The organism is Cytobacillus solani (assembly GCF_006704205.1).
Classification (GTDB): domain Bacteria; phylum Bacillota; class Bacilli; order Bacillales; family Cytobacillaceae; genus Cytobacillus; species Cytobacillus solani.
The window spans coordinates 2,216,755-2,229,285 of record NZ_CP041305.1; the positions used below are offsets into that span (position 1 = coordinate 2,216,755).

Consider the following 12,531-nt stretch of genomic DNA (forward strand, 5'->3'; position numbering starts at 1 on the left):
TATCAAAGGGCTGGCTTTATTTTTTATGCAAGTTGCTGCGTATTTTGGGAACATTAACAGAAGACCACTATAAAAGAGGTCACCAAAAAACATGTAAGGAAGGAGTTTTTCTCATGAATAAAAAGTTATTAAGCATTATTGGAGGATCCCTGCTTACGGCAATGCTGCTAACAGGTTGTGCGAACAACGACCAAGAGCCGCCTCCAGAGGATAACAATATCAATGAGCCAGGAGTCAATGACAACAATGGAAACGGCACGGATACAAATTTAAATAATGACAATGGCTTAAACAATGATAATAATGATGTAAACACAGATAATGATGGGGACATCATGCAAGATAATAATGAACCTGGTGAAGATTTAATTGAAGATAATTTAGATCAAAATGATAAAGATAACAAAGACAGATAATAAAAAGGGACAGGGGAGACCTGTCCTTTTTTATTTCTCTTTAGCTAGTGTCAATTTTGGCTTGCTATGCATCATTTGATTAAACTCATTAAGAAGCTTTTCCCCAGAAAGTCCCTGGGTAATTAATTTCTTCAAAACAATTTCTGCATAGTCATAATTTGTTTTCTTTAAATGTCCCTTTAGAAGAATGCTTATATGATCTTCGATGTGTTTGATCGTAACAATTTTTGTTTGAAAGGCAGCTGGGCTGTTTTCTTTTTTCGTAATAACGACTTGAACAATCAAATCCTCGTCCTGTTTGGCAAGCTTCTGGAAATAGTCATCATACGAAATGTTGATATAGGCCTCAATCAGCCAAGTGCTTTGAGTATTTTCTTGACTAATGATTAACCCATCTTCTAGCTCGATATCTACCAATTGGTCATCCTCGACTATCTGCAGCGAGATCAGCTTAAATGTTTTCATCCTCTTCCTCCTGTTTCAGACTCGTTTTTACGGACACCCTCAACTAACTCATACCCAAATTATAACATAGCTGAAGATAGAAACGGAAACCGCATCCATGTCGAAAAATATAGTCGGAAATAATCGAAATAAGGTTATAACTGATAATAAATGCCAGGATATAGGTATATATACCTAAAAGAGGTGTTTCTGTGTTTCTTCCCCAGTCAAAATTGTATTTTCGTGCTTTTACGCGTGTATCGCATAGCGGTTATGATAGGGCTAACTTTATAGAAAGGAGAATGGGCAGATGATTAATCAAGTAACACTCGTTGGCAGGTTAACCAAGGACCCCGAGCTGAAACGGACAGCGGAAGGAACCCCCGTTACAAATGTGACCCTTGCTGTTAATCGTCATTATCGAAATCAGCAAGGGGAAATTGATGCAGACTTTGTTCAATGCACACTTTGGAGAAAGGTAGCAGAGAATACCTCAAGATACTGCCGAAAAGGCTCCCTAGTTGGAATTACCGGCAGAATACAGACAAGTCATTATGAAAATCAAGCAGGTAAACGAGTCTACGTAACTGAAGTATGGGCAGATAGTGTCAAGTTTCTTGATCAAAAAAAGCCGGATGAAGCGTATGCACCAGCAGGGAGAGAGGTGTAGCATTCTTGGAAAAGGAAATCGAATGCTTAGTGGAAGCCCTCATTACAATGCTTGGAAAATCAAATAAAAGAGTCAATGATTTAACTAGTCGCGTCGAACAGCTGGAGGAAATTATCCATGAATCCGTTTTACAGGATGACAAATCAGAGCCAATAAAGGAGGTGCATGCAGCATTTACTAACTAAACTTCTCAAAAATGTTCACCGTAATTTTCTATTCCCAATACCCTCTATATAAAAATTCAATTCAACTCCTCGAATTCCCTCATTCTTTCCGGTACAAATGTGCCGGACTTTTTCATTTAATAGGAGGGTGAGGTGGGGTACCGTCTTTGTTGATTTTTTCTCTATCGCCGAGCATCAAAGATCTTTATTTATTGGTGACCGCAAATCCGAAATTTTCACTTTCATGGTAACCAAAGGCCGTCATTGGTGACCGCAAAGCCAAAATTTTCACTTTCATGGTAACCAAAGGCCGTCATTGGTGACCGCAAATCCGATATTTTCTCTTTCATGGTAACCAAAGGCCGTCATTGGTGACCGCAAATCCGAAATTTTCCCTTTCATGGTAACCAAAGGCCGTCATTGGTGACCGCAAATCCGAAATTTTCCCTTTCATGGTAACCAAAGGCCGTCATTGGTGACCGCAAATCCGAAATTTTCCCTTTCATGGTAACCAAAGGCCGTCATTGGTGACCGCAAATCCGAAATTTTCCCTTTCATGGTAACCAAAGGCCGTTATTGGTGACCGCAAATCCGAAATTTTCCCTTTCACGGAAACGAAAAGCCCTCATTGGTGACCGCAAATCCGATATTTACTCATTTACGGTAACCAATACTCCTCATTTCTTACCGCCCTTAAAAATAGCCACTAAAACAATGTTTAGTGGCTAAGCATTATGATAAATAGACAAGATCTCGCAGTTCATCCGTAGAAAGCTCGGTAATCCAGCTTTCACTTTGGATGATTTGGTCGTTCAAGGATTGTTTTTTCTCAAGCATGGCATCAATTTTTTCCTCGAGTGTGCCTGTACAGATCATCTTATGGACATGAACAAAGCGTTTTTGCCCAATGCGGTAGGCTCTGTCTGTTGCTTGATTTTCAACGGCAGGATTCCACCAGCGATCATAGTGGATCACGTGATTGGCGGCGGTTAAATTCAAGCCGGTTCCTCCAGCCTTCAATGATAAAAGGAAGATAGGAAATTGGTGCTCCTGGAACTGAGCAATCATCCGATCCCGTTCATTTTTCGGCACACTGCCATTCAAGAATGGAACATCCACTCCGAATTTCTTCTTCACCATGTTGCGGATGATGTTGCCCATTTCAATATATTGCGTGAAAATGAGACAGCTTTCTCCTTGTTCAAGGACAGAATCAAGCAGTTCACTCAGCTTTTCAAGTTTTGCTGAGCGTGCAATCATATTCGCTGGTCTCTCCTCTTTTAAGTAGAGGGCCGGGTGGTTGCAAAGCTGCTTCAAGCGGCTCAGCATTTGCAGAATCAATCCCCTGCGCTCAAAGGCAGACAACTGCTCAATCTGTGCAAAGGTGTCCTTCACAAGCTGCTCATACAAGGAGGCTTGCTCAGGTGTTAACGGACAATACTCCTTCTGCTCAAGTTTATCAGGCAGATTGAGTGCAACCTCTTCATCCTTTTTCGTCCGGCGAAGCAGGAAGGGACGAATGAAAGCCTGAAGCTGCTGAACCTTCTCTACATCATCGTCCTTTTCAATGGGCAGAACGAAGCGCTTTTGGAATTGGCCGAGGCTGCCAAGATAGCCGTGGTTTGTAAAGTCGAAAATGGACCATAGCTCGGACAGGCGATTTTCCATCGGTGTGCCGGTTAGGGCAATATGATGTTTCCCCTTTAATTTCCTTACTGCTCTGGACTGCTTCGTCTGAGCATTCTTGATGTTCTGCGCCTCATCGATGCTAATCGAGCTCCATTCGATGCGTTCGAAATCCTCCACATCTAGATGGGTTAGCCCATAGGAGGTGAGAACGACATCCGAGGCCATTACTTGTTTAGAAAATACCTCTTCTTTTAGCCGATTCCCGCCATAATGGAGATAGACGTTCAGATTAGGTGCAAAACGTTCAATCTCTTTTTGCCAGTTGCCCAATACCGAAGTGGGGCAAATAATTAGCGCAGGACCGCTGTCTGTTTCCGTCTCTTTTACCTTTAAAAGATAACTGATCAGCTGAATCGTTTTCCCAAGCCCCATATCATCTGCCAAACAGGCGCCAAACCCGTACTTCCGCAAAAAGAAGAGCCAGCTCATGCCGAGCTTCTGATAGGGACGGAGATCGCCTTGGAAATCAGCGGGTGCTTCCTCAAGCGGAATGTCCTTTATGTCGCGAAGCTGCTTCACCATTTGCTTCCATTGACGATTCAGTTCGATTTGAATTTTCGCGAAGGCTTGCGGGTTTTCGAGTTCATCCGTTTCGGCCTCTTCATCCTGAAGGAGCTCCTGTTCGATTAAATCGCGTACATGCAGGCCTTCCTTTTCTGCTTTTTTCATTAAATCTTGAATTTGCCGCACAAAATTGGGGTCAAGCTTAATCCAGCGCCCGCGAATATAGACAAGACGACGCTTTTCTTCAACCATACTGTTGAATTCATCCTCTGACAGGTCTACTCCGTTCATGGAAATGCGCCAGTCATAATCAAGCATTGCTTGGAGGCCCACGAAGGATGGACGATGGTTCGATTGGCCTTTTACCCGTGCTTTTACTTTCAGACTGGCATTTTGCATCGCTTGCCACCAGGATGGCAATAGGATTTCAACGCCAAGGGAGAGCAGGGTTTCACTCGCTTCTGTTAAAAATGTCCATGCTTCCTCTTCTGTTAGCCTGCTGGCAAGCCCTTTTTCACCGGCAAGCCAAGGGAATACGCTGATCCAGCGCTGCAGTTCTTTTTCAATCGCTTCCTCATGTTTCTTCCAGCCACGCGGGTAGTTGGCATAGTCATTCCGATCAACAAGCAAATCAGGCTGTTTTTTTCCGCGAAGGAAAATGCTGAGGTCCCATTGGTCATATATTTCCGCAGGCTCTTCTAATTTGAGCCCGATAGTAAAAGGTACATCGCTTTCCTTGAGGCCAATCCATTCCTGCCAGCTTTCCTCGTCAAAATAGGCAGCAAGATCACGAGGGGAGAGCTGATCATTTCGAAGTGCCTTAAGTTTTTCACCGAAGACAGCCCTCGTCTCGCTTTTTCGCTCCAAATAGGCATCCAATGAATGATGATACCAATTCTGGATAAAGTCTTTAACGGGCGTTTCATCAATGATTTGCTCCCAGAAGGAGGATGCGAATTCATTCATCACCCGATCAGGCAATGCCCAGCGAAATTCTTCCTTTTCCCAAGAAGCAAAATCCGGAATCCATTCTTTTTCAGTGATGGCTTCATAAATCGGCAGTGCCGCGGCTAAGCAAATTTGCGCCATCTCATCCCAGTCCCACTCAATCAATTGATTGAACTGCTCCCGGGCAAACAAGGTAACAAGCTGCCAGCCGTTGATGGGAAGGTCTTTTCCGTCAACAATTTCCTTCTCATTAAAAAGCGTTCCATAGAAGCTTTCTTCATGATGATGAAAGAGAAGCCGAATCCAAGCTTCAGGTGCAAGGAACTGCCCCTCTTCATTTTGGGCAGATAGATAATAGAGATCTGTGTTGATATTCCGTACGGCAATGGTTATATGTCTAGTTTTAAGCATCAATCAGCTTACCCCTTTTACATTCTTCTTGAAAGGCGCGTAGTCGTTTCGTTTTTTCAAGCAGTGCTTCCAAGTAGTACGCCCAGTCGTCCTGCCGCTTTAACTTTTTGTACAAGGTGCGGAGCTTTTTCATCTTTCGGACTGCTTGGCGGTAATTATCTCTGCCTTTTTGTGCAATATGATCTTGTACAGATTGATGATAGAGCGGCAAAAGCAAGTGAGGATGCTGCTTTTCAAGTGCTTTGAGCCGATCGCTTTGCAGCCTATCGATATCAAGACCCATATAGGCTTGTAAATCGGTCCAGCGATCAAATGCCTCATTGTCAAAAAGAAGATATTCATATTCGTTATAGCTGTATGGCAGCATTTCCATCAAGGCTTTTTCATAAAGATCCTGCCGGTTTGCTTCGATGCAATATGGTTGGATCGTCTTGATTGTATGTCTTGTATAGCTCATCTTTTCATAATAGTCCTTGGGTAAAGACAGATAATCCTTTAATTTTTTAATATACACCTCGATAAAAGGCGCGACCCGTTTCCAGTCCTTTTGCGCAGTGAGGAGCTCAATCCAATATGTGATAAATGGGGTCATCCATTTATCCGGTAGAGCCAATTGTTCCAGAATGATGTCATCCTCTTTTTGCAGAAAATGAAGATGAATCATACCGATAAGCAAGGGATGGCTTTTTTCCTCAACTGCCCTTAATTTCTTAAGTTCCTCCTGACACCAGTCCTTCTTCTTGAAAAACTTCGTCCATAGGATGCGGTACAAGTGAATCCGTTCAAATTCAAGCGGGAATTCAGCCGTAATGAGCCCAGAGGAATCCTCTTTCAGCTTCTCAATGAAATCATCAAAAGCAAAAGGCAGGGAATGAACGGAAAGGGAGTGAATGACGTCGACTACATCATCCGCTATTTCATAGAAAAGCTGTTTATAATAGCGATGAATCATTTCTGCAGAATGCCCATATTTCATGCTTAACCCCATCAGCTTTTTAAAAGAAAATACATGTCCGACAAGGAAATAGAGGAGCTTCCATTCCTGCTCATAGGGGGCATTTGCCTTCATTCTTCGGGTATACACCTTGTAAAGCTCGGTAATCACGTATGGCTTTGGTTCGCCGTTCCCTTCCAAAATCGTGTGAAAGCTTTCGTCGAATGCCGCAATCCACCTGTCATAATTGGGCTTCAGCCGCCCAGCTGTCTGCAATAAATCCTTGGCTTTCTGAATGCCCAGCTGTTTAGCAATCTTTTTTTCCCGCAGCGGCTTCCGCCATTCCTCCACCCAAGTGCTAACACTTCTCGCATGGGAAAGAAGCTGGAAAAAGACAGCCAGCTGATGGCGGCAAAATTCATCGGCTGGACAAGAGCACGTACTTAATTGGATAAAATTAAGGTTTAACTGAACCTTCGCTGGCGTTACATCCTGCACCGTCGCAGTAATTTCATCTCCATCAAAACGCAGCTGATAAACGAGCCCCTGCCGAAACAGCATCAGCCCTTTCTGAATGAGGCGCTCATGCTCGGGATTCTCTGCACGCAGTAACTCCATCAATTCATTCGCTGCAAACTGCAAAGGCTCATGGAAACGCTCAGGTATTGCAGTCATAGATAAACCTCCTCACCGATTGCCTCTGTCACACTCCGTTATGGAGAATCGCGAGTGACATCAGGCACAAAAGCATATTCCTTAATTATAACATTTCTTAGGAGGGTTCGCACGGGAGTATGGAAGTGGGAAATCACTGTGGGGAAATTGAATCAGAGGAGAGCGATGATGCCTGAGGAAGGGAGAATAGGTGTGAAGCGGTAACCAGAGGAGAGTGATGATGCCCGATGAAGTAGAAAAGAGAGTAACCGCGGTAACAAGAGGATGCTACATGTGCCCGAGAAAGAAGAAAAGAGAGTGTTCGCGGTAACAAGAAGATGCCACATGTGCCTGAGAAAGAAGAAAAGAGAGTGACCACGGTAACAAGAAGATTCCACATGTGCCCGAGAAAGTAGCAAAGAGAGTGTCCGCGGTAACAAGAAGATGCCACATGTGCCCAAGAAAGAAGAAAAGAGAGTGTTCCCGGTAACAAGAGGAAGCTACATGTGCCCGAGAAAGAAGAAAAGAGAGTGTTCGCGGTAACAAGAGGAAGCTAAATGTGCCTGAGAACCAAATTCCTCATGTACCCTCAAATAATAAAGGATTTTCCAATATCCATATAGAATTTTTTCTGATAGCATCTTATCTAAAAAGGAAGAAAACTATGAAACTAGACCGTCTTTTAACGATGACGATGATTTTAATAAACCGAAAAAAGGTAACAGCACAGGAGTTTGCTAAAGCTTTTGGCGTCTCAGTAAGGACCATTTATCGGGATGTGGACACGCTCAGTCAAGCGGGAATTCCTGTCGTAAGTTATCAAGGAGTGAATGGAGGAATTAGTTTAATAGAGGGGTACCGTATGGATAAGCAGGTGCTGACAGAAGGGGAGCTGGCATCCATTTCTATCGCTTTAAAAAGCGTGCTTACCTCTTACCAGGATCCGCATGCGGAAGCCGTTCTTGAAAAAATTACGGGGATTGCTGAAGAATCGGTCAAAAATACTTCGGATTATCTCTTCATTGATTATAGTCCGTGGGGGACAACTCCATTTTTGAAGGAAAAAATGACAACGATCAAACAGGCAATTGAATCTTCAACCTGTATAACTTTTACATACGGAAACGCTGGAGGAAAACAATCCGTTCGGACGGTTGAGCCCCATACACTTGTTGAAAAAGGGAGATCCTGGTATGTCTACGGCTATTGTCAATTAAGAGAGGCCTTTCGGCTTTTTAAAATTGCCAGGATGAAAGAGGTAAAGGGCTGCCAAGTTACGTTTGTCCGCAGAGAAATAGATTTGACTGAGCGTCCATGGGACAAGGAATGGAATGCGCCAGAAAATACGGTTGCACTAATGCTGGCGTTTCAACCTGAACATCGGTTAATGATTGAGGAAATGTTCGGCATCGAGGCGATTGAGGACGGTGCTTCGATTATAAAAGTTGACATTCCTGAGGACGAGTGGCTATACGGATTTATCCTCAGCTTTGGCAATAAGGTAGAGGTGCTGGAGCCTCTTCATATAAGGGAAATAGTAACAATACGAGCAAAAGAAATTTTAGAAAAATATTTGTAAATATGACAAACAGCTGTCAGGTTTCCCTTGGTATAGTGAGTACAAACAATTGAAAGGTGTGTTTTTGATGAATGCTGTTTATTGCCAAAGCTGTGGAATGCCGATGAATGAGGAAAAAATATTTGGTACGGAGAAGGATGAAGGAAGAAGCAGGGAGTATTGTGTTTACTGCTATGAAAAGGGCGAATTCAAACAGCCAAACATGACGGTTGAGGACATGATTGATCTTTGTGTTCCTTTTATGAAAGAGGATGGAAAAAGTGAAGAGGAAGCTCGGACGATTCTGACGAACTTCTTGCCAACATTAAAAAGATGGAGCGGCAACAGTAAGATGAATGAACCAGTCATTATAGAAAAAGAGGCGTTTACCATCATTGGCATGACGTCAAGAACGTCGAATGCCAATGAAATGACGATGGACGCAAAAATCCCGCAAATGTGGGAGAAGTATTATCAGCAAAAAATATATGAGCAAATTCCAAACCCTGAGGGAGCCATTACATATGGTCTTTATTCTGACTACCTTGATGGGGTGAATGGTGAATACAGTATGACAATCGGACTGCAAGGAAGTGCGGATTCATCATTGCCTGAGGGACTCGTTGCGAAAACCATACCAGCTGCCAAATATGTTGTCTTCACAACCGAAAAAGGACCTATCGCGCAAATCGTCATTAAAGCATGGCAGCAAATTTGGGCATGGTTTGAGCAATCTGACTTTACAAGAGCCTATACAGGTGATTTCGAAGTATATGATGAAAGATGTGCAAACCCGCTTGAGGCTCAAGTTGATATCTATATTGCGATAAAACAATAATCGCGGTCAGCAGGAATATATCTGCGAACATGAGTAAAATATCTGCGAAATTAACAATATATCTATGAAATATGGATATATCTACGAAATTTCCAGTTTATCGATTTTTCGACAAAATAAGAAAGGAGGTATGCCAATTGCAACTGGAAAAACAGAACATCTTATTGCATTACGAACAATCCATCCAATGGGTAAAAGGGCTAGAACAATTATCCGAGGAGCAATGGAGAACACCAATTAAAGAAGGAAAGTGGAGCGTTGCGGAAATCATCGGCCATCTGATACCGTGGGATATGTTTATTATAAAAGATCGAATGCCATACTTCTTCAAGGATATCGATTTGCCGAAAGGTCCGGATGCTCAAGCGCTCAATGATCAAGCAGCCTCTGAAAGCAGGGTGCGAACAAAAGAAGAAACGATTGAGCGGTTTGCAGCTACCAGAAAAACACTACTATCTGCTTTACAAGAGATGAATGACGACCTTTGGTCCAAGGAGCTAATCATTGGCAAGTCTACGCTATCCCTTGCAGCCTATTTTCAAGGAATGGTCGAGCATGACAATCATCATTTTGAACAAATAAAAAATGTCATTTAATAGAAAAACTGGAGCCGTGTCTGTACGCATGGGCTCTCTTTTTCTATTTATTCCTATTGCCAGCTTCCTCCTCACAAGTATAAATAATATTTTCCCCATTAATAATGTCGAAAATAGGGAGATCCTGTTGTTTTTTGCGTAATCTCTCATTCTATTAAAATGCTGATAAATAGTATTCAACTCGATTAATCATTTCGTACTAAGAGAATGATTTTACTTGGAAAAACTAGATAGGTATATAGGCAGGGATTTCTATTTCATTATACTAATTTCTATTCGTCAAACAGAAAGATATATGAAAAGATAAACCCATTCTTCCTGAAAACAGTGGCTCTTCCTGCAGAAAAATGGATAGATTTGTATTATTATTTCAATTTACAAAATATTTAATTATATCAATAATAGAGTCATATTAAAAATGACTAGGAGGAATACGATGAATCGTAAATTAGTAGCTTTATTTGCAGCAGCGGGTTTGGTTTTATCCAGTGGAACCGTCCACGCGGCAACGATTGTCAGTCCAAGCACGCAATATGAGGTTGTATTAGAAAATAAGCTTCTGAAGAAGATCAGTGCGGACAATATGTATAAAACAATTGAATTGTTATCTAAGCAACCTAGGGAAGCTGGAACAGAAGGAGAGCTTAAAGCCGTCAAATACATAGAGGGAGAATTTAAGAAGCTAGGCTACAAAACAGAAATTCAGCCATTTCCAATTTACGATTTCAAGACCAATCATGTAAAAGTGAAAATTGGCGACACCGATCTAGGTGGAACCACTCACGCATTTAGCGGCAGTGCGAGCGGAAAAGTAACTGCTCCACTAGTGTATGTAGGGAAGGCAACACCTGAGGAAGTTGGGGATGTAAAAGGAAAGATTGTATTAGCAGAACGTGGAGACATCGCTTTCGTTGATAAGATTAAGAATGTCCTTGAAAAAGGGGCAGTCGGTGTCCTGATGTACAATAATTCGGATGAAGGCAATACATTCGGACAAGCTGCAGAGGGGCAAAATATTCCGGCAGTTGCTATTACCAAAGCGGAAGGACTGAAGCTAGTTGACCAGTTGAAGGCTAAAGAGCTTTCCGTAACTTTGGATGTAGACATTGAAAAAATTGAGAAGACTTCCTACAATGTAATCGCCACAAAACCAGCAACGGAGAAGAAAAATACAGGACAAATCGTAACAGTTGGTGCACACCATGATTCAGTGCCTGGTGGACCAGGTGCGAATGATGATGCATCAGGAGTTTCTGCTGTCCTTGAATTAGCAAGACTGTTTGCGAAGGAAAAAACAGATACAGAAATTCGCTTCCTTACATTTGGTTCTGAGGAAAGAGGGCTAGTCGGCTCGTCTTACTATGCGTCTAAACTTCCGAAGGCAGATGTTGAAAAAATGGTTGCGCACTTCCAAATGGATATGATTGGCGGCCGTGATGCCGGAGGAGATAACGAAGCTGGCGGATTAATCATGTATACAATTGACGGCAAGAAAAATCTCGTGACTGACTTAGGGGCAACGTCAAGCTATCATCTTTTTAATGAGGTTCTTCCGTATGGACAGCTTGGCCGAAGCGACCATCAACCATTCCATGACCTAGGAATCCCATCAGCTCTATTTATTCATTCACCAGTCGAGCCTTGGTACCACCAGCCGACAGACACACTAGATAAAATTGATAAGAAAAAACTCCTTCAAGTAGCGAAAATCGTAGGCTCATCTGTTTACCATATTACAGACCCTAAGACACCTGGGATCATTAAATACTATTTTGAAGATCGCGCTGTAGATTAATAGAGTGTTCATGGGCGGTGCCAGGCACCGCCCGTGGATATTTGAGTGAAGTTCGGACAGGTTAGGGGGATTCAAGAGCAAAGAAGTCCGAACTTGGAATGACTTCGGACAGGTTAGGAGGATTCAAGGTTAAAGTTGTCTGAACTTGAGTGGAGTTCGGACAGGTTAGGTGGCTTCAAGAGCAAAGTTGTCCGAACTTGGGAGAACTTCGGACAGGTTAAGAGGATTCAAGAGCAAAGAAGTCTGAACTTGGGATGAGATCGGACAGGTTAGGAGGATACAAGAGCAAAGAAGTCCGAACTTGGGATGAGTTCAGACAGGTTAGGAGGATTCAAGAGCAAAGAAGTCCGAACTTGGAATGAGTTTGGACAGGTTGAGAGGATTCAAGGTTAAAGTTGTCCGAACTTGGGATGAGTTCGGACAGGTTAGGGGGACTCAAGAGCAAAGAAGTCCGAACTTGGAATGAGTTCGGACAGGTTAGGAGGATTCAAGAGCAAAGAAGTCCGAACTTGGAATGACTTCAGACAGGTTAGGTGGGATTCAAGAGCAAAGGAGTCTGAACTTGGGATGAGATCGGACAGGTTAGGAGAATTCAAGAGCAAAGGAGTCCGAACTTGTGATGAGTTCGGACAGGTTAGGAGGATTCAAGAGCAAAGGAGTCCGAATTTGAGAGAACTTCAGACAGATTAGGAGAATTTAAGGTTAAAGTTGTCTGAACTTGAGTCAACTTCGGACAAATTAAGAAAAAACAAAGTCAATTGTGTCCGAATTGGTGAGCTCTTTGGTAAAAAGTTTAATGTAACTCTCTTTTTCTAGTTCATTCTTCATGAACGGTGGCTAGTGTTGCTCATGGATATTGCATGTGTGATTGTGTACGTGGAAAGTATGTCAATCAGGCATCTCAACTTTA

Annotated in this window: 10 protein-coding genes; 7 read left to right on the forward strand and 3 right to left on the reverse strand. The window is 42.6% G+C overall.

Annotated elements, in window-relative coordinates; translation table 11 throughout:
• Positions 1 to 113: 113 nt before the first annotated feature.
• On the forward strand, positions 114 to 416 hold the full coding sequence (locus tag FI644_RS11330) for a hypothetical protein (RefSeq protein WP_053478580.1): 303 nt from the start codon (positions 114 to 116) through the stop codon (positions 414 to 416).
• 30 nt (positions 417 to 446) lie between these two features.
• Here the strand turns inward: FI644_RS11330 and FI644_RS11335 are convergent, their stop codons facing one another.
• Positions 447 to 881: a YwpF family protein gene (locus FI644_RS11335; RefSeq protein WP_053478581.1), complete on the reverse strand. Its 435-nt coding sequence runs from the start codon at positions 879 to 881 to the stop codon at positions 447 to 449.
• A gap of 289 nt (positions 882 to 1,170) precedes the next feature.
• On the opposite strand from FI644_RS11335, the gene FI644_RS11340 reads away from it, so the two are divergent.
• On the forward strand, positions 1,171 to 1,530 hold the full coding sequence (locus FI644_RS11340; RefSeq protein WP_053478582.1) for a single-stranded DNA-binding protein: 360 nt from the start codon (positions 1,171 to 1,173) through the stop codon (positions 1,528 to 1,530).
• 5 nt (positions 1,531 to 1,535) lie between these two features.
• Positions 1,536 to 1,715 (forward strand): hypothetical protein, encoded by a 180-nt coding sequence (locus FI644_RS11345; RefSeq protein WP_142108324.1) that lies wholly within the window; start codon positions 1,536 to 1,538, stop codon positions 1,713 to 1,715.
• 711 nt (positions 1,716 to 2,426) lie between these two features.
• Here FI644_RS11345 and FI644_RS11350 read toward each other — a convergent pair.
• Positions 2,427 to 5,246: a DEAD/DEAH box helicase gene (locus FI644_RS11350; protein WP_053478846.1), complete on the reverse strand. Its 2,820-nt coding sequence runs from the start codon at positions 5,244 to 5,246 to the stop codon at positions 2,427 to 2,429.
• Positions 5,239 to 6,855 carry an SWIM zinc finger family protein gene (locus tag FI644_RS11355; RefSeq protein ID WP_142108325.1) on the reverse strand — a complete coding sequence of 539 codons (1,617 nt, stop codon included), beginning with the start codon at positions 6,853 to 6,855 and terminating at the stop codon, positions 5,239 to 5,241. Before FI644_RS11355 ends, FI644_RS11350 begins: the two co-directional genes overlap by 8 nt.
• Before the next feature lie 643 nt (positions 6,856 to 7,498).
• On the opposite strand from FI644_RS11355, the gene FI644_RS11360 reads away from it, so the two are divergent.
• The 4 genes from FI644_RS11360 to FI644_RS11375 all read left to right on the forward strand — a co-directional run bounded on the left by FI644_RS11360 (position 7,499) and on the right by FI644_RS11375 (position 11,621).
• Positions 7,499 to 8,413, forward strand: a complete 915-nt coding sequence (locus FI644_RS11360; protein WP_142108326.1) for a helix-turn-helix transcriptional regulator — start codon at positions 7,499 to 7,501, stop codon at positions 8,411 to 8,413.
• Between the two features lie 67 nt (positions 8,414 to 8,480).
• A complete protein-coding gene (locus tag FI644_RS11365) occupies positions 8,481 to 9,230 on the forward strand; it encodes an effector binding domain-containing protein (protein ID WP_142108327.1) in 750 nt (249 codons plus the stop codon).
• A gap of 137 nt (positions 9,231 to 9,367) precedes the next feature.
• Positions 9,368 to 9,826, forward strand: a complete 459-nt coding sequence (locus tag FI644_RS11370) for a DinB family protein (protein ID WP_181758187.1) — start codon at positions 9,368 to 9,370, stop codon at positions 9,824 to 9,826.
• 436 nt (positions 9,827 to 10,262) lie between these two features.
• Positions 10,263 to 11,621, forward strand: coding sequence for a M28 family peptidase (locus tag FI644_RS11375; RefSeq protein ID WP_142108329.1), 1,359 nt, complete (start codon positions 10,263 to 10,265; stop codon positions 11,619 to 11,621).
• Positions 11,622 to 12,531 lie beyond the last annotated feature (910 nt).